This is a genomic window from Phycicoccus ginsengisoli, from assembly GCF_054779295.1.
This window is the reverse complement of the sequence record NZ_BAAGYN010000002.1, coordinates 243194-262739: the sequence shown is the minus strand read 5'-3', so window position 1 is coordinate 262739 and position 19546 is coordinate 243194. Positions and strand designations below refer to the sequence as shown.

General features: G+C 69.8%; 18 protein-coding genes and 1 pseudogene. 4 read left to right on the top strand and 15 right to left on the bottom strand.

Annotated features, from left to right (window positions below; genetic code table 11):
* Positions 1–29: 29 nt before the first annotated feature.
* The 3 genes from ACYVDO_RS03860 to ACYVDO_RS03850 form a co-directional block, all read right to left on the bottom strand.
* Positions 30–1622, bottom strand: a complete 1593-nt coding sequence (locus tag ACYVDO_RS03860) for a helix-turn-helix transcriptional regulator (protein WP_460932908.1) — start codon at positions 1620–1622, stop codon at positions 30–32.
* Positions 1623–1660: 38 nt separating this feature from the next.
* On the bottom strand, positions 1661–1885 hold the full coding sequence (locus ACYVDO_RS03855; RefSeq protein WP_460932906.1) for a tautomerase family protein: 225 nt from the start codon (positions 1883–1885) through the stop codon (positions 1661–1663).
* A gap of 240 nt (positions 1886–2125) precedes the next feature.
* Entirely contained in the window at positions 2126–2668 is a 543-nt protein-coding gene (locus tag ACYVDO_RS03850) for a MarR family winged helix-turn-helix transcriptional regulator (RefSeq protein WP_460932904.1), read from the bottom strand.
* A gap of 98 nt (positions 2669–2766) precedes the next feature.
* Between ACYVDO_RS03850 and ACYVDO_RS03845 the strand changes: the two genes are divergently transcribed.
* The 3 genes from ACYVDO_RS03845 to ACYVDO_RS03835 are packed head-to-tail and all read left to right on the top strand — an operon-like array spanning position 2767 to position 5074.
* On the top strand, positions 2767–3339 hold the full coding sequence (locus ACYVDO_RS03845) for an NADPH-dependent F420 reductase (RefSeq protein WP_460932902.1): 573 nt from the start codon (positions 2767–2769) through the stop codon (positions 3337–3339).
* Positions 3340–3395: 56 nt separating this feature from the next.
* Positions 3396–3905: a VOC family protein gene (locus tag ACYVDO_RS03840; protein WP_460932901.1), complete on the top strand. Its 510-nt coding sequence runs from the start codon at positions 3396–3398 to the stop codon at positions 3903–3905.
* Positions 3902–5074 (top strand): luciferase domain-containing protein, encoded by a 1173-nt coding sequence (locus ACYVDO_RS03835; RefSeq protein WP_460932900.1) that lies wholly within the window; start codon positions 3902–3904, stop codon positions 5072–5074. Before ACYVDO_RS03840 ends, ACYVDO_RS03835 begins: the two co-directional genes overlap by 4 nt.
* Positions 5075–5525: 451 nt before the next feature.
* Here the strand turns inward: ACYVDO_RS03835 and ACYVDO_RS03830 are convergent, their stop codons facing one another.
* Positions 5526–6248 (bottom strand): DUF72 domain-containing protein, encoded by a 723-nt coding sequence (locus ACYVDO_RS03830; RefSeq protein ID WP_460932899.1) that lies wholly within the window; start codon positions 6246–6248, stop codon positions 5526–5528.
* 190 nt (positions 6249–6438) lie between these two features.
* Between ACYVDO_RS03830 and uvrA the strand changes: the two are divergent.
* Positions 6439–8913, top strand: a pseudogene (gene uvrA / locus ACYVDO_RS03825) (excinuclease ABC subunit UvrA).
* Between the two features lie 581 nt (positions 8914–9494).
* On the opposite strand, the gene ACYVDO_RS03820 reads toward uvrA, so the two are convergent.
* From ACYVDO_RS03820 to ACYVDO_RS03770, 11 genes are all read right to left on the bottom strand, one after another.
* On the bottom strand, positions 9495–9887 hold the full coding sequence (locus tag ACYVDO_RS03820) for an MBL fold metallo-hydrolase (protein WP_460932898.1): 393 nt from the start codon (positions 9885–9887) through the stop codon (positions 9495–9497).
* Positions 9860–10570, bottom strand: a complete 711-nt coding sequence (locus tag ACYVDO_RS03815) for a nitroreductase/quinone reductase family protein (RefSeq protein ID WP_460932897.1) — start codon at positions 10568–10570, stop codon at positions 9860–9862. The genes ACYVDO_RS03820 and ACYVDO_RS03815 overlap by 28 nt, the downstream gene beginning before the upstream one ends.
* Before the next feature lie 75 nt (positions 10571–10645).
* Positions 10646–11131, bottom strand: a complete 486-nt coding sequence (locus ACYVDO_RS03810; protein WP_460933412.1) for an SDR family oxidoreductase — start codon at positions 11129–11131, stop codon at positions 10646–10648.
* A 32-nt stretch (positions 11132–11163) separates the two neighbouring features.
* Positions 11164–12954 carry a hypothetical protein gene (locus ACYVDO_RS03805; protein WP_460932896.1) on the bottom strand — a complete coding sequence of 597 codons (1791 nt, stop codon included), beginning with the start codon at positions 12952–12954 and terminating at the stop codon, positions 11164–11166.
* Positions 12955–13968: 1014 nt separating this feature from the next.
* A complete protein-coding gene (locus ACYVDO_RS03800) occupies positions 13969–14679 on the bottom strand; it encodes a GntR family transcriptional regulator (protein ID WP_460932895.1) in 711 nt (236 codons plus the stop codon).
* A complete protein-coding gene (locus ACYVDO_RS03795) occupies positions 14676–15488 on the bottom strand; it encodes an ABC transporter permease (RefSeq protein WP_460932894.1) in 813 nt (270 codons plus the stop codon). Before ACYVDO_RS03795 ends, ACYVDO_RS03800 begins: the two co-directional genes overlap by 4 nt.
* Positions 15485–16255 (bottom strand): ABC transporter ATP-binding protein, encoded by a 771-nt coding sequence (locus tag ACYVDO_RS03790; protein ID WP_460932893.1) that lies wholly within the window; start codon positions 16253–16255, stop codon positions 15485–15487. Before ACYVDO_RS03790 ends, ACYVDO_RS03795 begins: the two co-directional genes overlap by 4 nt.
* Before the next feature lie 5 nt (positions 16256–16260).
* Entirely contained in the window at positions 16261–17280 is a 1020-nt protein-coding gene (locus ACYVDO_RS03785) for an ABC transporter substrate-binding protein (RefSeq protein ID WP_460932892.1), read from the bottom strand.
* A gap of 22 nt (positions 17281–17302) precedes the next feature.
* Positions 17303–18229: an amidohydrolase family protein gene (locus ACYVDO_RS03780; protein ID WP_460932891.1), complete on the bottom strand. Its 927-nt coding sequence runs from the start codon at positions 18227–18229 to the stop codon at positions 17303–17305.
* On the bottom strand, positions 18230–19129 hold the full coding sequence (locus ACYVDO_RS03775) for a fumarylacetoacetate hydrolase family protein (RefSeq protein WP_460932890.1): 900 nt from the start codon (positions 19127–19129) through the stop codon (positions 18230–18232).
* The gene (locus ACYVDO_RS03770) at positions 19126–19530 is read right to left on the bottom strand and encodes a RidA family protein (protein ID WP_460932889.1); all 405 of its coding nucleotides are present in this window, start codon (positions 19528–19530) and stop codon (positions 19126–19128) included. The genes ACYVDO_RS03775 and ACYVDO_RS03770 overlap by 4 nt, the downstream gene beginning before the upstream one ends.
* Positions 19531–19546 lie beyond the last annotated feature (16 nt).

Sequence of the window (19546 nt, the reverse complement as noted above, 5' to 3'; positions counted from 1 at the left end):
CCTCGAGATGCATCCACTGAGCGAGTGCCTCAGCTCAGACCGTGGCTGACCGCATAGGCGGCAGCGGCGGCGCGCGAGCCCAGGTCGAGGGTGGCGTAGATGTTGGCGACGTGGCGGTGCACGGTGTGCTCGCTCAGGTGCAGCCGCGTTGCGATGTCGGCGTTGCTCAGCCCGTGCGCGATGAGCCGCAGCACCTCGGACTGTCGTTCGGTGAGCCCCGGACCCCCGGGTCCCTTCCCGGTGGCGCCGCGCAGTGGCGAGAGCACCGTCCGGGCCGCCGCCTCCTGCTCACGCGCCGCCACCTCCTGGCCGCGTACGCGCAACGCGGCGGCGAGCTCGAGCCGGGAGTCCGCCTCGTCGAAGGCCAACCCGGCGAGGTGGAAGCCGCGCACGGCGTCCTGCCACAGCTCGACGGCAACGTCCTCACCGGCCAACCGGGCCGCAGCCGCATCGGCATACGCCAGGAATGCCGGGGTCCGCACGCGTGCCGCGATGCTGCGCAGCTCCTCGGCGGCCGCGCGCGCACCGTCCAGCTCCCCCGCGGCTGCGCCGGCCACGACCGCCACCGCAAGGGCACCGACCCGCTCGAGCAGCTGCTCGGGAGCGACCGACCGGAGCAGCTCGGCGATGGTGGACCACGCGCGCGTGGCGTCGCCGTCGTCGAGCCGGAGCTGGGCCAGGCTGGTCACGGCGGCCGGTCGGTAGCCCGCCTGCCGGAGCAGCTCCTCCGCCTCGCCCAGCCGACCCTGCCGGCGGCGCAGCTCGCCCAGCTGGGCCACCGCGTCGAGCCGGCTCATCCGGCGCGATCCCTGGAGCCGCGCCAACACGTCCACCAGGGTGGACTCGGCCTCCTGCGAGTTGCCTGCCGCGAGCAGGATCGAGGCGTACTGCGTGCGGCAGACGGCGAACAGCGGCGCCAGCTCCCTCTGCACGCAGATGTCCTCGACCCGGGCGCACCAGTCGGCGGCGCGACCGAGGTCGTGGGTCTCCTGGCAGGCGTTGATCAACCAGCAGCAGATCTTGCCCATCCACATCAGGTCCTCGACATCGTCCGCGGTGGCTGCCGCGACCGCAGCGTCGAGCAGGGACATCCCTCCCTCCACGTCACCGAGCCGCACGCGAGCGAGGCCTGCCAGGGCCCTCCCGACGATCACGAGCTCACCGTCCGCGACGGCGTGCCCGACCTCCTGTGCCCGGGTCGCGGACCCCAGCGCGGCAACGGCGTCGTGGTCGACGTTCAGCGCGACCTCTGCCTGGCGGACGGCGAGCCAGCCGGCCTCGGGTACATCCACCCGGTCGCCGAGCAGGTCGGCCGCACGCGAGAGCCAACCGCGCCCGACAGCAACTCCCCTGCCGAAGAGCATCGAGTCGTAGCCGAGCGCGGCAGCCGCACGTGCGGCACCACGGTCGTCCCCCGAGGCCCGGAAGCCCCGGTATGCAGCCTCGCGGGCCCCGAGGGCGGTCTCCGCGTCATCGCGCCACCAGCCCACCTGGGCAAGGCCCTCCTGGGCCCGCGGATCGGCGCTCTCGGCAGCCAGCGCGGCGTATGACTCCTCCGCCTGCGCCCAGCGGCCCGCCCGCAGGGCTGCCTGCGCCGCGCCCCAGTCGTCGGTGGTCGCCACCCGGTCAGCCTCCCGGCTGAGGGGGCTCAGGACAAGGGTCAGACTCCTGCTCCCGCCGCGAGCGCGTGCACGTCGGCCGTGGTCAGGGGGTTGCCTGCGATCCCCCAGTCGCCGCTGGCCACCTCGCGGATGACGCACCACGTGACGGGCCGCATGTTCTCGCCCTCGACCTCGACCATCGCGGCCGTGAGCCTGGCGATGATCGCACGCTTCTGCTCGGGGGTGAACACGTCCTTGATGACGTTGACTTCGATGAGAGGCATGGTGACTCCTTCTGCGGTCTACCGATCCGGGTTGAACCGGTGCACCTGAGCCTCCTACCCGGACGTGCCGAGCACATCGACAGCACGGGCCATCCTGGCCTCGGGGGTCGCATGGCCCGAACAGGCCACCACCGCCGGGCTCCCCGCAACCAGCTCCCGCGAAGCCAACCCCGTCGCGGGCCAACTCCTGCGCACGGGGGGGTGGCGCGGCCCCGGCCAGCTCCTGACGAACGAGACCTGTCACCCCCCGAGGTGTCGAGCCCCCGCGGCAGCTCGGTCGTCATTCGCCGGCGCGGGTGACCCCTGGTCGAGCAGCGCCTGAAGACGACCGTCCGGGTCGAGCCGACTCAGCAGCGCCTGGCTGACCTGGCCGAGCTGCCGCACCTGCGTGGAGGTCAAGGGGTCGAAGACAAGCGCGCGCACCGTGTCAACATGCCCGGGCGCCGTCTCCAGGACGAGGTCCCAGCCGGCCTGCGTCAGCCGCGCATTGGTCGCGCGACCGTCCTCCGGGCAGGGAAACCGCTCGAGGAGGTTCCGAGCCTCGAGCTTGCTGACCACGTGCGAGAGGCGGGGCAGGCTCGCACTCGTGCGCTGGGCAAGCGACGTCATCCGCAGGGTGTGGTCCGGGGCCTCCGACAGCATCGCGAGGACGAAGTAGTCGAAGTGGCTCACACCCGCATCCCGTCGCAGCTGGGCGTCCAGGGCGGCCGGGAGCAGCTCCAGCACGGCTGCGAGCCGCAGCCAAGCGGCCCGCTCCTGCGGGTCAAGCCATCGGGTCGTCATGCCCTCCAGCGTAGCCGCTTCAGTTGAAGGAACAACTTTCAATCGTCTACCGTTACTTGTAGTGACAACCACTCACCACCAACTACTGGAGGCACCCGATGGCTCACATCTCGATTCTCGGCACCGGCAACATGGGCCAGGCGATCGCCGCGGTCGCCGGTCGTGGCGGCCACTCCGTCACGACCGTCGGCAAGGACGAGACCGACGTCCGGTTCGGTGACGTCGTCGTTCTCGCCGTCCCGCACTCCGCGCTGGCCGACGTCGTGGCCCGGCACGGTGGCGAGCTCGCCGGACGCATCGTCGTCGACATCACCAACCCGGTGGACTTCGAGACCTTCGACTCGCTCACCGTCCCCGCCGACGGCTCCGCGGCCGCCGAGCTCGCCGCTGCCCTCCCGCAGTCCCGGGTCCTCAAGGCGTTCAACACCAACTTCGCGAGCACCCTGGCCGCTGGGACCGTCGGCGACCTCACGACGACCGTCCTCATCGCCGGTGACGACGCCGACGCCAAGGCGACCCTCGCCGGGATCGTCACGGGCGGCGGCCTCAGGGCGATCGACGCGGGCACCCTGCGCCGCGCCCGCGAGCTGGAGGCCCTCGGCTTCCTCCAGATCACCCTAGCCGCCGCCGAGAAGATCTCGTGGACCGGCGGATTCGGCGTGGTCGCCTGACCCCCGGACCCAGCACACCACCACCACCGCACCACCCGGAAGGAAGCCCCCGCACCATGACCGCCAACGCCGTCCGGCTCAACCACGCCGTCCTGTTCGTCAGTGACCTCGAGCGCAGCCTCGACTTCTACCAGCAGGCCTTCGGGATGGAGGTCGTCGCGCAGGAGCCCCGCGCGAACGCCGCGTTCCTGCGGCTCCCCCGCTCGGGCAACCACCACGACCTCGGTCTCTTCGGGGTGGGCCCGCAGCCGCCGCGCCCGCGGGGCGCCCTCGGGCTGTACCACCTCGCCTGGCAGGTCGACACGATCGACGAGCTCGTCGAGGCCCGCAGCACCCTGCTGCGCCTCGGCGCGCTCGGCGGCGAGTCCAGCCACGGCGCCACCAAGAGCGTGTACGGCCAGGACCCCGACGGCAACGAGTTCGAGGTCATGTGGATGCTGCCCCGCGCCTCGTGGGGCGAGTTCGAGCACGCGGCCCCGGTCGAGCGCCTCGACCTCGCCGGCGAGGTGGCCCGCTGGTCGGGTGTGCGCACCGCGGCCGAGCTCGTCCCGCAGGAAACCCGATGAGCACCCCGACGGCCCTCCCGGCACCGGTCGTCGCGACCCACGGAGCAGGCGACCCGTCGGCGCCTCTGGTCGTCCTGCTGCACGGCCGCGGGTCGCACGAGCAGGAGATCATCGCCCTCGCGTCCCACCTACCCGCGGGCGTGGAGTATGCCGCCGTGCGAGCCCCGATCGCCGAGGGCGGCGGGTTCGCGTGGTTCGCCAACCGCGGCATCGGCCGGCCGGTGGCCTCGTCCCTCGCTGAGACCATGGCGTGGTTCCGGGCGTGGCTCGACGGCGTCGCGCCGGCCGGACGGCCCGTCGTGCTCGTCGGCTTCAGCGGTGGCGCCGCCTTCGCCGGCGGTCTCGCGCTGGCCGACCCCGAGCGGTACGTCGGGGCCGCAATCCTCTACGGGACGCTCCCGTTCGACGCGGGTGTGCCCCTCGACCGCGGTCGCCTGGCGAACCTCCCGGTGTTCGTGGCGCAGGGCGAGGCGGACCACGTCATCCCTCGTGAGCTGCTCGACCGCACCTGGTCGTGGCTGCACACCGAGTCCGGCGCCCCGACCGTCGGGCGTCGCGACCCGGGCGGCCACGGCCTGACCGTGGGGACCGTCCGGCGGCTCGCTGCGTGGCTCGGCGAGCGGTTCGTCCACCTCACCACCGAGGGCCGGGCGCCTGTCGGCGTCCCCGCGAAGGTCCAGTGGGACCTGCTCGACTCGGGTCGGCTCCCGCGACGCGAGGGCACGGCCCCCGAGGTCTCGTGGGACATCCCGCAGCAGCAGAAGTCGCAGAACTCACCACCCGAGCTGCAGGAGCGGCTCTTCGCGCGCGTGAGCGCCCTCGACGGGGTGCACGGCGGCCCCTCACTGATTTCCGTGCCGGGTGCCCGCGCGTTCACCCTCCCCGGCGGCGCCGGGCCCGACGCGGCATACCTCGTGCCCGAAGCACGCGAGTTCGCCCACCTGCACCCCGCCTACGACGGCTCCATGCACCTCGCCCTACCGGCCACCCACGCGGCGGACCTCGTCGCGCACGGCTGGGGTGTCCCCCACCCGTGGGCCGGCACCCGCCTGTCCGCCGGCTTCGTCATGCTGTTCGGACCACGCACCGAGGAGGAGCTGACGACGGTCGCAGGAGTGGTCGCCACGGCCCACTCACACGCGACGGGCCCCACCCACGCGGGGGCGTGAAGGCCGGCCGGCGAGAGTCAGTCCGTGTGAGGTCGAACAGGCATGCCCGTCGCCGCCGACTCGTCCATGGCCAGCACCACCGCCAGGGCGCTGCGAGCCTCCCTCGTCCCCATCAGCGGGCGGGCCGTCCGGTACCCAGGACCCGAGCTCGAGGCGGGACAACTGGACGGACAACGACCTGGCCCTTGTGCAGCGCCTGGGTCTCCCTCTGGACTCGGTCCACGTCCGACGTGCCTTCCGAAGCGTCCGAAGGCATGCGCTCGAGACCTGTCTGAGCAGGCACCGCTCCCCCACCGTCCCCCGACGTGCGCTCGTACCCGCACTCGCTGTCACTCACTTCTTCACTCACTCCGATTCCTGGTCCCGGCGTGCGTGCCGGCGCACGGCGCGCACTGGCCACCGACCTATCGGGGCAGGGTCAGGTGTCGAGCGCACCCACTTCGCCGCCAGCTCACCCACCTCGTTCGGACAGCAGGGCGAGGAACCGCTCTGCGTCGCCTGCGCGGGGCAGGTTGTTGAACATGACGTACGGCGACGGCCGGCCATCGACGAGGTCCCGCAGCCGGAGCAGCTCGTCATCGGTATGGACGTGCCGCGAGCCCCCAGTGCCGTGCAGCCGGTAGTAGGTCCTCTCCGGCGTGACCGTCTCGCTCTGCATCGGGTCGACGACGTGGACAAGGTCCAGCTCGCCGCAGAGCTCCCTGAGCAGCTGGGTGGGCCACTCACCCCGGGGCTCCCACAGCAGCGACCCGGCCGGCCGCTCCACCTGCAGCATGAAGCGACGCAGCCGTTCGACGTTGTCCGCCGTCGGGCGGAAGCTTCTCGGGCACTGGAGCAGCACCGCGGTGGCCCGCAACACCCGGGCGCACTCGAGGGTCCGCTGCCAGCCCTCGAGGACCGGGGGCGTCGTTCGGAACGCTCCGACCTGACCCCGCGCGCTGTCGGGCAGAGGTCGCGTCATGCGCCGGTAGGTGGGGCTGCCGGACTCGTGGGTGACGACCTGCCACGCCTTGATCGTGAACTCGAAGCTGGGTGGCACCTGGGCCCGCCACCGCGCCAGCACGGCGTCGGCTGGCGGTTCGTAGAAGGTGTGCTGAACCTCGACGACGGGGAAGCGACGGACATACGACGACTGGGAGACCGTCCAACCACACAGCCCTACGCGAACGCCCACCTCCCTATCGGTCCCAGGCGTAGCGAGCTTGGTCCACAACCCCGGGCATGCTCCTGTCGGCCATGCAGCCGAGTATCCCGAAGCGAGGGCCGACCTGCAGGCCGGCGTACCGAACGTGGTTGCGGAGCGACCTCCTTGGAGGACGTGGGTCAGACCGGTTGTGCGCAGCGGCCACGGAGCGGCTAGACAGGTGGCGTGCCCCCCCGACCCCACCGACCACTTCGTCCATGTCCGCGGAGCCAGCGAGCACAACCTCAAGAATGTCGATGTCGACCTGCCCCGTGCCGCGATGGTGGCCTTCACCGGGGTGTCGGGGTCGGGCAAGTCATCGCTGGCGTTCGGCACGCTCTACGCGGAAGCCCAGCGTCGCTACTTCGAGTCGGTCGCGCCATACGCCCGCCGGCTGGTGCAGCAGATGGGCGGTCCTCACGTGCAGGAGATCACCGGGCTGCCGCCTGCGGTGGCGTTGCAGCAGCGCCGCGGCGCCCCGAGCTCACGCTCCACCGTGGGCACTCTGACGACCTTGTCCAACCTGCTGCGGATGCTCTACTCACGCGCCGGCACCTAGCCCGCCGGCGCGCCTCACCTTCCGGCGGAGGCGTTCTCGCCGAACACGGTGGCCGGCGCCTGTCCGAAGTGCCACGGACTCGGGGAGGAGCACGACGTCAGCGAGGAGCTGATGGTGCCGGACACCTCCCTGAGCATCCGCGAGGGCGCGATCGCTGCGTGGCCCGGCGCGTGGCAGGGTGCCAACCTGCGCAGCATCGTGTCCGGCCTCGGCATCGACGTCGGGGCCCCCTGGCGGACCCTCAAGGCGAAGGACCGACGGTGGCTGCTGTTCACCGACGAGCAGCCGAAGGTGCTGGTCAAGCCGGAGCGCGACCGCGTCGACCACGGCTACCACGGCAAGTTCTGGAGCGCCCGCGCGCACGTCCATCACGTCCTGGCCACCTCGAAGAGCCCGATGATGCGGGACAGGGCGATGCGCTTCATGCGCAGCGTCCGTGTCCGGACTGCGCTGGGACCGGACTGCGCCCCGACTCCCTGAAGGTGACGTTCCGCGGCCTCAGCATCGCCGAGCTGAACGCGCTCTCGTTCACCGAGCTGGTTGCCCTCCTCAGGCCGGCGGCCGAGCTGCCCGAGGCTGCCGCGGCGACGTCGTCGGCCGACTCGGGTGAGGCGACCGAGGTGGCGGTCCGGCTGTGCACCGACCTCGTCGGGCGGGTCCGGGTCCTGCTCGACCTCGGGCTGGGCTACCTCTCGCTGGGCCGGAGCTCCACGACGCTGTCGCCGGGCGAGGCGCAGCGCCTGCGCGTCGCCACGCAGCTGCGTTCGGGGCTGTTCGGGGTCGTGTACGTCCTCGACGAGCCGTCAGCAGGGCTGCACCCGGCCGACGCGGCGCCGTTGCTCGAGGTTCTCGAGGCACTCAAGGGTTCGGGCAACTCGCTGTTCGTCGTCGAGCACGATCTCGACATCGTGCGTCGGGCCGACTGGGTCGTCGACATCGGCCCGGGTGCCGGCGAGGGCGGTGGCCGGGTCCTGTACTCCGGACCGGTCGAGGGCCTCGAGCAGGTGACGGACTCCGCGACGAGCGCACACCTCCTCGGGCGGGTGGAGGCCCCCCTTCGCCCCCAGCGCGCCCCCCAGAGGTGGCTGCACCTGCGCGGGATCAGCCGGCACAACCTCGAGAACCTCTCGGTGGACATGCCGCTGCGCGTCAAGACTGCGGTGACTGGGGTTTCGGGCTCGGGCAAGTCCACCTTGGTCACCGAGGTGCTGGCCGAGCTGGTGCGCCGTCACCTCGGGCAGGCCCCCGATGACGCCGAGGACACCGAGCTCGAGATCGACGTCGACGACGCCACCGGGCTGGAGTCCTTCGACCGGCTCGTGCGCGTGGACCAGCGCCCCATCGGGCGCACTCCGCGCTCAAACCTGGCTACCTATACGGAGCTGTTCGACGCCGTGCGCAAGGTGTATGCCGCGACGCCGGCAGCTCGTGAGCGCGGTTACGGCGCGGGTCGCTTCTCGTTCAAGGTGGCCGACGGGCGGTGCGAGACGTGCCAGGGCGAGGGCTTCGTCACGGTCGAGCTGCTCTTCCTGCCGGGCACCTATGCACCGTGCCCGACCTGTCACGGGGCCCGCTACAACCCAGAGACGCTGGAGATCGAGTACCGCGGCAAGAACATCGCCGACGTGCTGGCCCTGTCCGTCGAGGAGGCATCCGACTTCCTGGCCGACGTCCCCGCGGCCGCGCGCAGCCTGACCACGCTGAATGAGGTCGGGCTGGGTTACCTGCGCCTGGGCCAGCCTGCCACCGAGGTCAGCGGTGGGGAGGCACAACGGATCAAGCTGGCGACCGAGCTTCAACGGGCACGTCGAGGGCACGCTCTCTACCTGCTCGACGAGCCGACGGGCAGGACTGCACCCCGCCGACATAGCCCTGCTGTTGCGTCAGCTGCACCTCCTGGTGGACGCCGGCAACACCGTGGTGCTGGTCGAGCACGATCTCGACACCATCACCAGCGCCGACTGGGTCATCGACCTGGGCCCGCGCGGCGGGGACGAGGGCGGTCGGGTGGTCGCCACCGGCACACCCGAAGACGTTGCCCGGACCGAGGACAGCGCCACGAGGACCTACGTGGCCGCTCGCCTCGCGTCTCAATGACAAGGTCCCGGGGTTGAGCCGCATCGGGTGTGCTCAAAGCATCCCGGCTAGGGACACGAACCGTCTGCCCGGCGGCCCCAGCCGGAGGGGACTACCTGCGTGTCTTTCGCACCTTGCGATCCTCGGCAGCTACCAGGCGCAGCTACTTTGGCGTGTGGGCTACCCGAGGGTCACGAACGGCGTCAAGACCGCCAAGGGATTGCCGACCGACGCTCAGGAGGTGATGTGGCACGGCATCGGCGTCAGGCCCCGACCGGACTCCTCCTTCCGCTGAACCGGACACCGGCTGCCTGCCCCCGACCGGGATCCTCCGCGGGATCACGATCCTGAAATGATGGGGGTCCTGGGCCAGGCCCGGGCAGTCGGCGCCGCGTGCGCTCGGCGAAGTGAGCCACGGCTGAAAGGGTGCCGGGGCCCGTCATCGGCGACCCATGGCCACTGCCCACGACACGAGGGCTGAGGTCCGCGAGCTGGAGAATCGACCGGTAGGCGGCGGGGGCATCCCAGGTGGTGTACCACGGCGGGGAGGACAGCCCGGGCCGACGGCTGATGAGGTGTCGGAGGGGTGTCGATCTGCACCATCACCATCGCGTCACCGTTGAGCAGCACTCCATCACTGGGGCGGAAGAAGGAGACGTGTGCCCGATCGTATGTCCGGGAGTCGACGCGGCACGCCACTCGTGCAGGCCAGGGACACCTGCCGCAGGGTCGAAAGGGCGGACCACGGGTGCCAACGTGGCAGCGGCGAAGATACGCTGCCGTCGCTTCCTGCCGATGAGCTGCATGGCGGGCAGGACAATCCACCGATCCAGCGGCATGGCAGCCACGCGCATCTGCTCGAACTCCCGCAGGGCGATGGGCCGCTCCGCCAAGGAGACCCAGACGGGGCAGCGCCAGCGCTCGGCCAGTGTGCGGGCATCTCCTTCGTGGTCGGGGTGGACGTGGGTCAGAACGATGCCCTGTGGCTTCTGCATCCCCATGATGGTGGCGACGGCGGCCTCCACTCTTGGCCCGTCTCCGGCCAACCCGCGTCGACCAGGGTCCAGCCGGGCCCGGCGTGCACGAGATAGACGACGGTGCGCGGGTGACCCCACGGCCCGATGGCCCACACTCCCTCCGCGATCTGGCTCGTCTGAAGCGGGACATCCCCACACCGCAGCGACACGCGGTTCCTCTTCGTTTCAGCCCCCTCACCACGTCCGGAGAGTGACTGCTCCGGAACCAGCCGGATGATCGGCGGGATCCTGCCCGACCTTCGCTCGTACTTGGCATAGGCGGGGGCGACGACCAGTACGCTCTGAGTCCACACCCGTTTGGCCTCGGTGTCACTGAGCTGTTCAGCGCGCAACCGCAGGCGTCGGCCATCGAGGTCGCCCACGACGCAGGGGTCGGCGCGGAGGTTGACGTACCAGCCGGGAGGGGTTGGGAGCCCGCCGTTGGCTGCCACGACGAACACGTCGGATCCTTCGGGCAACGCTTGGACCAGCACGGTGCGGGGTCGCCTGGTGCGGCGCCCCGTGGTTGTCAGCACGATGGTCCGCCGGTGCCACAACCGCGCGATCCTCCCGCCCCTACGTCGGTGGAGCCAGACGCCGAGGCGGACGGAATGGGTGTCCACCCGATGTTCGATGCTGATCGTCAGCCGGTCCGACTGCATGCGCCCCTACCCGCGCGTCGCCCTTTGCTCCCACCGGTGCACCTGCTGTTACCTGGGCACCCACAGGCTCCAAGGTCACGCGGCTCGCGTGTCGGCGACTTCCCTTGACACCGGTCCGTCGGCGTCCGCGGCGTGACGGACCGCGACTCGAGGAGGGGTCGGGTCCAAGAGGCCCGTGGCAACGCGGTGAACGGCAAGACCCAGCAGCCGGACGCGAACCGCGACCTCATGAGGGCGATCCGCCGATTCGAGCAGTCCGCTCGCGCGGAACATCGTCGTCGCCTCGTCGAGGTTCGCCTCGAGCAGAGGGATGCGGATGAAACCCGGGCCGACCGCGTTGACCCGGATGCCTTCGGCGGCATGCTCCCAGGCGGCCGTCTGGGTGAGCCCGACAACGCCGTGATTGGCCGAGCTGTAGGCACTTGCGGTGGCGAAGCCGACGGCCCGGAGGATCGACGCCATCGTGATGATCGAACCGCCGCGGCGCTGGCCGTCATCGCAAGGATCGCCGCGCGCCGCGTAGAGAAAATGCCGTCTGGACGGACCCCCGGCCCCGCCTATCGCGACGGCGCCGAGCCCTGCGCGGCGGTCTTCTAGGGCTTCGGCGCGCTGTTCCTCGTCACGGCGCCAGTGCCCGCCCCGGCACCCGCCATGGGGGCCTCGTACTGGGCGTAGAGGTTGCGGCAGACCAGCGGACCGGTCACGTGGGAGACCGAGGGCTTCAGGACCGGCGGCGTGGCGCACGTGCCCATGTCGGCGTAGGTGGGGCAGGTGCCGTCGGGGGTGCGGAGGTTGTGGGCCTCCCAGGCCACGTAGCCGGCGGTGTGCAGGGCGGGGCTGGCAGGTAGGAAGCGGTCGGTGAGGAAGGAGCCGCCCATGCCGCCGACCAGCAGGAGGGCGAGCAGGGCGCCCAACTCGCCGAAGCGGACACCGGCGCCCCTGGGCAGGGTGATGCCGTTCTGCCGTGCGCTGCGGGCCAGCACCTGGGCCCAGTCGCGGAGCCGCTCGCTCGCGAGGGCGCAGGCGAGAACGGTGAGCACGATGAGGGTGTACTGGATCTCGAAGGTGGTGTGCGGGAAGAGCTGGACCGTGCCCGTCTTCTCCATGTTGTGCGCGAGGTAGAAGCGCAGCAGCCAGCAGCTGGCGAAGCAGGCGAGGGCGGTCGCGACCGCCGGTGTCCGCAGACCGAGGGCGACCGCGACGCCGAGTCCGGCGACCAGCGCGAGCGCGAAGAGGCCGAGGCCGGCGATCTCGCCGGGCGGTGGCCAACTGCCCGGAAACTGCCACTGGGCCATCGTGATGGAGCGCTGGCCGATCCAGGCCGGGTCGGTCTGGGTGATCTGCGAGCACCAGGTGTCCTTGACGCCGGTGGATCCGAGCACCTGGACCAGGTAAGGAACGCCCACCGGTGCGAAGCCGACCACGCATCCGAGCAGCAGCGCTCCACCGCACAGCCGGCCCGCGCCGCCCGCACGTCGCCAGGGGAAGATCAGCAGCAGCATGACGACGGTGCCGGGCGCAGACCACACGTGCCAGCCGGAGTAGAAGGAGAAGATCGCGCCGGCCATGACGCCCAGCCAGACGCCGCGCAGAGCCGCGCCCGGGAGGGTGAACCCGGGGCTGGCCTTCAGCCACTGGGCGAGCTTGGCGATGACGGGGACGAGCACCAGCATCGCCAGCAGGTCGTAGGGCTTGTAGGGGAGGAAGGCGGACAGCGCGGAGAAGACGGCGACGGCCAGGGCAGGGAGCGGCCGCAGCACCATCCGCCAGGTGACGTAGACGAGTCCGGGGGTCAGCGCCATCAGGGGGATGAACAGCGGCTTGAAGGCCATGGCGGCGTTGCCGTGCTCGAAGTGCCGGGCGATGAACGCGGCGGCGTGCGGGATGCCCGGGGGGTAGAGACTGTTGCTGTCGAAGGTGCCGGTGCGCAGGACCTCCTGGGTCCATTCGATGAGCCGGCCGTTGTCGCCGAGCTCCCCCGCCAGGGCCCACGGGGTGCCGCGGAGGGTGAAGACCTGGCCCCCGCCGAGGAACCCGCCGAAGAGTCCGGCGGCGGCTGCGGCGGCGAGCCGCACGGTGAGCGCGCGCGCCTCCCTGTCGTAGCGGAGCGAGGCCCAGGCCACGACACCGGCCAGCGGCAGGGCGCACACTGCGAGTCGGTACTGCAGCGCGGCCAAACCGCTGACCTGTCCGACCCGGTTGATCGGGTTGTCGTGGATCGTCCGCGCCCACCAGGTGAACAGCAATGCGGCACCCAAAGCCAGGGCGAGCTCGGACGCCGCTGGCCACCACCTCGTCGCCAGCCGGATCGGGAGGGCCGCTCCGACTCTGCGGCGAGCACCGTCGCGGCCCGGCACCAGCGGCGGCGCGGTGGTGGGGGTCATGGGTTCCGTCCAGGGATGGTCACCCCTGCCTGCCGGAGTCGGCCGCGGCGGGGTTCGACGAATATTTTCGCCGAGCCTAGCAACCGGTATCCGCAGCTGCTTCGCGCGGTGGCGGGCCCCCCGTCCCCGCTCGACACTTCACCCCAGACCCCCATCCGCGGGCCTCAGTTCTTGAGCCCGTCACGTCAGGCTCCATGCGCCGCGTCCAGTCTTGTCGCTCGCGGACTCGGTCGATCTCCGGCGACGATGCGGCACCCACACATGCTCCTGGCCATTGAGCCAGATGCCCAGTTTCCGGTGAAGTCGCATGAGGACTGGGTAGCTGGCGCTCCCCGGCCGCGTGAACGTCTGGAGCGCGCTCTAGGCGGGGAGTCCGAGCGGCTCAACGCGCTGCAGGCCAGGAAGCCCTTGGGTCTGGCGAGGTGCACCGTGCATAGGCGGTCCATTGCAGGCAGCTCAGTCCTGTGCTGACCGAGGGCGCGGAGGCCATGGACCGCATCTCGTGCCCGAGGACGTCCGCGCACGTCCGGACGCGGTTGCTGGCCCGGATGCAGGCTCAACAGTTGATCCTTGGTCAAGCAGTGAGTCAAGCAGCGCCCGATCTGCGACCCCGAAGCCGCCGAACGAGTTAGGCCCTGACCCGCGTTTCCGCAGGTCAGGGCCTATTTATCGATGGTGGGCGATAGGGGTTTTAACCAGTGACCTCTTCCGTGTCAAGCATCCAAAGGCCATCCGTGGAGGTACGTCAGCGTTCTTCTGAGCACAAACCGTTCCCTTGACGTCCCCTGACATCCGCCCAGACACGCCGCGGTTGTCAAGCAGTTAGTCAAGCAGTTGCTGGGTGGGGCTTCCCGCCACAGGCGAACGGTTGAGGGAATGGCCATCGCTCCTGCGAGTACTGGAGCATGCCGTCGGCACACCAATCAGCATGCGGCCCGGTGCGTGGCACTGGCAACCCGCGACGTCTGCGCCGATCTCGCACATCTCGGTGCTACTCAATAACCGGTTGCGCGGCTACATCCGCTGCTGGTCGCCGTCCAGACTTCTAAGGATGCGGCTGGCGGCACCCTCGAGGTGGCACCTCAGCGCAGCAGCTGCCGTGTGGGCGTCGTGTTGCCTACACGCGTCAAGCATCCGCTGGTGCTCCTCATGCGACTCGGCCCGGCGCGCCGGGTCCGAGGGAGTGGCGAACCGGTAGCGCTCGCTGTTCTGCCACACGGGCTCAATGGCGCGTGGCAGCCATCTGGAACCGGATGCCTGGTACAGGGTGAAGTGGAACCGGGTGTGTGCCGCACGAGCCTCGATCATGTCGCCACGTTCCAGACGCTGCTCATGCAGGGCGAGAGCCGCATCGGCGATGGCCAGGTCGTCGTCGGTGCACCGATTGGCTGCCTGCCGGATCGCCAGCGACTCCAGCGCCAATCTGGTGCTGTAGGTGTCGAGGAAGTCCTCGTGGGACAACGGTCGCACGCGGGTCCCCTTGTGCGGTGTCATCTCCACGAGGCCAAGCGCGTCCAGCCTTCGCAGCGCCTCCCGGATGGGCATGTGGCTCATCTGAAGGCGATCGGCCAGGTCCGCCAGGCGGAGCGGCTCCCCCGCCTGGAGCTCCCCGCTCAAGATGAGGCGGTGCAGCTCAACGGCAGCCGTCTCGGCCAGCGTTCGGCGGCCGGGTGGCACGCCGTCGGGCACGAGTTCGAGAGCGCCCGAGCGGCCACGTTGGGTCACCGGTATTCCTCGGCCCAGGGCAAGGCCCTTCGTTCGATGCCCGCGAGCGCGTAGAAGAGCCCGATGCTCATGAGCGCGAGGAGTGCCATGGACGCGAACGCAAGGGCGGTGTCCGCGCTGGACCCGGACTGCACGATCAGGTAACCCAGGCCAGCGTCTGCCCCCACAAATTCGGCGATGACGGCGCCGATGACGGCCAGGGAGATCGCGGTCTTGAGACCGACGAAGATCTGGGGCAAGGCGAAGGGGAAGCGGAACTTGGCGAACGTCTTCAGCGCGCCGGTGTCAAGCGAGTCGGCGAGCTCGACGAGCTCGGCCGGCGTGGAGCGCAGGCCTGCGGCCGTCGAGAGCACGATCGGGAAGATACACAACAGGACCACCATGACCACCTTGGGAAGCTGGCCGAAGCCCATCCAGACGACGAGGATGGGGGCGATCGCCACCTTGGGGACAGCGTTGACGGCCAGGAGCAGCGGGTAGACGGTGCGTTCGAGCAGCCTGGAGGCGGTGATGGCCATGGCGATCGGGATGCCGAGGGCGACTGCGAGGGCGAAGCCCTCGAGCGTTTCCAGCAAGGTCACCAGTGACTGTTCGAGCATGTAGCTCGGATTGCGCAGGAAGGCGTCGATGACGTCGGGGGGTGAGGGCACCAGGAAACTGTCGATCTTGAAGATCCAGGTCGCTGCCCACCACAGGGCTATCGCCCCGAGGAGTGCAGCACCGGGCAGCGCGACGGCACCGATGCCGTCCGGCATACGCCAACGCTGACGAGCGGTCGCGGCCCGGGTGACGCTGCTCGCGGCGGTCATGCGGCACGCTCCGCGTTTGGGCCCATGAGCAGGTCATGGAGCTCGGCGCTGACTTCAGTCACTTGGGTGGCGTGCGCGTTGTGCCCGAGCGTGCGCGGACGGGCGATGTCGACCGGCACGATCCGGTTCAGCCGTCCTGGTCGGGGGCTCAGCACCACGCAGCGGTCCGCGAGCAGGACTGCCTCCTCGATCGAGTGGGTGACGAACACGATGGTGGTGGCCTGCTCCATCTGGACGCGTTGGAGCTCCACGGAGAGTTCCTCTCGTGTCAGGGCGTCCAGAGCAGAGAACGGCTCGTCCATCAGCAGGACCTTGGGGTCCTGCACGAGGGAGCGGCACAGCGACACCCGCTGCTGCATTCCGCCCGAGAGCTCGTGGGGCAGCTTCTTCTCGAACCCACTGAGCCCCACGAGCTGGAGCAGGTCGCCAGCGCGATCTCGGTACTGCGCCGGGCCGAGGCCGAGGATCTCGATGGGGAGCATCACGTTCTGCATCACCGTGCGCCATGGCAGCAGCGCCGGGCGTTGGAACATCATGCTGACGTCACGGCGGGGCCGGGAAACGGCCTCGTCAGCGACGCTGACAAACCCCGAGGTGGGCTGGACGAGACCTGCGATGATCCGTAGGAGAGTGGACTTGCCGCAGCCAGATCGGCCGACGAGGGTGACGAACTCGCGCTCGTGCACCGTCAGGCTGACGTCCTCGAGGGCGTGTACCGGTCCGCTCTTGGTGTGGAACGTCTGTGAGACGTGGTCGAGGGTGATCATCGGGATCAGCGGCCTGATGCCGTGAAGTCGGCGACCTGGTCGGCGGTGAACCCCGAGGGGACCGCGCCCGCCTGGCTGAGGATGTTGATGGTCTTGGTCACCCGGTCCTTCTCTAGGGCACCGACTGCCGAACCGGTTCCGGTGACGTACGGGGCCATAGCCGTGACCTCGCCGGCGGCGACCTTCGGGTTCTGGGTCGGCTGGTACTTGGCGAGGATGGTGCCCGTCTCATCCGGGTGGGCGATGGAGTACTCCAAGCCCTTCAGCAGCGCCTTGCGGAAGGAACTGACCGCCTCGGGGTTGCTCTTGAGGAAGTCCTTGCTGGTGACCAGGGCATTGCCGTAGAGGTCGGGCAGCACGTCGCCGAAGGGAAGGAAGACCGCCTTCTCCCCCTTGGCGGCCGACTCGATCAGGCCCTTGGCCACGACGAACTGGCCGATGGCGTCGACCCGGCCGCTGGCAAGGAGCTGCGGCAGCGCGGGGGGCGCCGAGGGGACGAACTTGACCTTGCTGGCATCGATGCCGGCGGCCTTGGCGTACACCGGGAAGATGACCTGGTTGGTCGAGCCCGGCTGGTCGCCGATGGTCTTGTTCTCCAGGTCCTTCGGCGCCGCGATCCCGTTCTTCTCGAGGGTGACGATCGCGGCCAGCGACTTCTGCTGAATGGCTGCCACCGCAGTCACGGGCAGCTTCTCCTTGGCCACCGTCACCACCGTTGTGGTGAAGTCACCGATTCCGAAGTCGGATCGGCCACTCGCGACAAGCTTGAGGACGTCCACGGTCCCGGTTCCCGGTTTGATGTCGACCTTGAGCCCTTCGGCCGCGAAGAAGCCCTTCTCTTGGGCGACGTAGACGTAGGCGTCACGGCCGAAGGTGTTGAACGACGTCAGGTAGCTGACCTGCTTGGCCTGCTTTTCCTGCTTGGCGCTGGCGGGCTGCGCACCGTCGTTTGCGGAGCCGCAGGCAGCCAGCAGCAGCGTGGCCGTGGCGGCGGAGGCGATGAGGAAGTGCGATGAGCGGCGCATGAGCGTCTCCTTTAGGGAAGGATCAAGGGGTGCTGGTTTCGGGACGCCAAGGGCACCTGGCGCCCAGAAGCGTTGTGGCATTGGTGATACCGATGTCGGTCAGCAAGTCACCGGCGAGATGCTGTAGCGGCTCCCGGGGGTCCTGTAGGCCCATCGGGAAAGGCCAGTCGCTGCCCAGCACGGTGCGGTCGGCACCGAATTGGCGCAGGGCGAGGTCGACCACTTGGGGCTCGTGGTTGAGCGCGTCGACCCAGATGCCCCGGAGTGCTTCGCTCAAGGGTCGAGTCAGCGGTTGAAGGCCCGGTCGGGTCGTGTCGATGCCGCGCTGCCAGCGTGAGAGCACGCTCGGGAGGACTCCGCCGCAGTGCACCAACATCACCCGCAGCTCAGAGTGGCGTCCGAGGACGTCACCGAGGAGCAGTTGGGCGGCTGCGACTCCGGTCTCGTAGGGATTGCCGAGCAGGTTCGCAAGGTAGTGCTGGTTCAACCGATCGTCGGGGCTCTGGCCCGGGTGGAGGAGGATGGCGGCATCATGTTCCTCGAGCAGCGCCCACAGCGGTTCAAGGCAGGGGTCGTCCAACGGCACGGACCCGCCGCCGGCGCTGCCCGTGAAGGCCGCGAACTGCTCTCGCTCGAGCGCGCGGTGGGCCTCCTGGAGGGCGACCTGGGGGTGCTCGAGGGGCAGGTATGTCGCCGGCGCCAGCCGTGGTCGTCCGTCCAGCATGCGGTCCAGGCCGTCGTTGAGTCGACGCACCCAGTCGGCCGACTCGACCTCGGGCAGGTCCTGCCGGTAGTAGGGCGGTGGTGGTGAGACCAGTGCCGCGTCCAGATCCACCTCGTCCAGCCACTGCTCGAGGGCGCCCGGGTCGGCAAGCTTTGCCGGCCCCGGTGCAAGCTCGTCTGGCCACACCGGTGGGGCCAGGTGGGTGTGCAGGTCGATGCCGCCCATTTACCGCGCCATCGTGAGCGAGTGAAGGGCGACCCGGTTGCGCAGGACGCCCAGGCCGTCGACGCCGGTGACGAGCTCGTCGCCATCGGCGAGGAAGACTTGGGGTTCGCGGGCGTTCCCGATCCCGCTGGGCGTGCCGGTCAGCAGCACATCGCCGGGCCGCAGCGTCATGCCCCAGCTGACTTCGGCGATGAGCCGGGCGATGGGGAACGCCATCTGCCGGGTGGAGGCCTCCTGCATTCTGGTGCCGTTCAGCTCACACCACACCTGAAGCTCGTGGGGGTCGCCGACCTCGTCGGCGGTGGTCACCCAGGGCCCGAGGGGCATGCTCTGATCGATGCTCTTGCCCTTGAGCCACTGGCCGCCGTGGGCCCGCTGTAGGTCACGCTGCGAGACGTCGTTGGCCACCAGGTACCCAAAGACGTGCGAGAGCGCTTCATCCTCGCGGATGGAGCGGCCGCCCTTGCCGATGACGAGGGCGAGCTCGGCCTCGTAGTCCCACTTGGTGGACACGTCGAGGTCAAAGGCGATGTCCTCGTAGGGGCCGATGACCGTGTCGGGCCCCTTGGTGAAGAACGTCGGGTGCTTCGGGGTCTCGACCGGGTCCTGACCTTCCCGCTTCCCGCGTGACTCCTCGAAGTGGTCCCAATAGTTCCAACCGGTGCACAGGATGTCGCGGTTGAACCGCTGCAGGGGCGCCTCGAATGTCACCTGGTCTGCGGCATACCGGGGCGCGTTGTCCGCCAGCTCCTGCAGGATGGCGCGGACGGCAGGGTCACGGACTGCGTCGTCGACACTTGGTGAACCGGCCGGGAGGACCACGACCGACAGGTCGGGGTCGGTGCCCTCGACAAGTCCGGTGCGTGGCTCGCCACCGACGCGGAGCCGAGCGAGCCTCATGCCGCGGCCTGAGGCAGCATGGCGATCGCGTTGATCTCGATGAGGTAGTCCTTGTTCACGAACTTGGAGACCTCGACCATGGTGGAGGCCGGCGGGGTGGAGAAGTACTGGCGGCGCACCTCGTGGATCGCGTTGAAGTCCTCCATGTTGCGCACGTAGACATCGACGCGAGCGATGTCGTCCAGCGTGCCGCCGGCGGCCTCCACGGCAGCCTTCAGGTTCTGGCACACCTGGTGGGTCTGGGCGCTGACATCGCCGATCCCGGTGACGCCGCCGTCCTTGTTGCGGGCGGTCATTCCAGAGATGAAGAGCATCCGGCCGGTAGCCTCGGCGACGGTGGCTTGGGCGAAGTGACCGTTGGGAGTAGCGAGTTCGGAGCTGGTGACGAGCTGCTTGGGCATGGGTGTTCCTTTTCGA

Coding starts and splice junctions, on each gene's coding strand:
- ACYVDO_RS03855 (WP_460932906.1), bottom strand. CDS start 1,885: ATGCCTCTCATCGAAGTCAACGTCATCAAGGACGTGTTCACCCCCGAG.
- ACYVDO_RS03850 (WP_460932904.1), bottom strand. CDS start 2,668: ATGACGACCCGATGGCTTGACCCGCAGGAGCGGGCCGCTTGGCTGCGG.
- ACYVDO_RS03845 (WP_460932902.1), top strand. CDS start 2,767: ATGGCTCACATCTCGATTCTCGGCACCGGCAACATGGGCCAGGCGATC.
- ACYVDO_RS03840 (WP_460932901.1), top strand. CDS start 3,396: ATGACCGCCAACGCCGTCCGGCTCAACCACGCCGTCCTGTTCGTCAGT.
- ACYVDO_RS03835 (WP_460932900.1), top strand. CDS start 3,902: ATGAGCACCCCGACGGCCCTCCCGGCACCGGTCGTCGCGACCCACGGA.
- ACYVDO_RS03820 (WP_460932898.1), bottom strand. CDS start 9,887: ATGCAGAAGCCACAGGGCATCGTTCTGACCCACGTCCACCCCGACCAC.
- ACYVDO_RS03815 (WP_460932897.1), bottom strand. CDS start 10,570: ATGCAGTCGGACCGGCTGACGATCAGCATCGAACATCGGGTGGACACC.
- ACYVDO_RS03805 (WP_460932896.1), bottom strand. CDS start 12,954: ATGACCCCCACCACCGCGCCGCCGCTGGTGCCGGGCCGCGACGGTGCT.
- ACYVDO_RS03795 (WP_460932894.1), bottom strand. CDS start 15,488: ATGACCGCCGCGAGCAGCGTCACCCGGGCCGCGACCGCTCGTCAGCGT.
- ACYVDO_RS03790 (WP_460932893.1), bottom strand. CDS start 16,255: ATGATCACCCTCGACCACGTCTCACAGACGTTCCACACCAAGAGCGGA.
- ACYVDO_RS03785 (WP_460932892.1), bottom strand. CDS start 17,280: ATGCGCCGCTCATCGCACTTCCTCATCGCCTCCGCCGCCACGGCCACG.
- ACYVDO_RS03780 (WP_460932891.1), bottom strand. CDS start 18,229: ATGGGCGGCATCGACCTGCACACCCACCTGGCCCCACCGGTGTGGCCA.
- ACYVDO_RS03775 (WP_460932890.1), bottom strand. CDS start 19,129: ATGAGGCTCGCTCGGCTCCGCGTCGGTGGCGAGCCACGCACCGGACTT.
- ACYVDO_RS03770 (WP_460932889.1), bottom strand. CDS start 19,530: ATGCCCAAGCAGCTCGTCACCAGCTCCGAACTCGCTACTCCCAACGGT.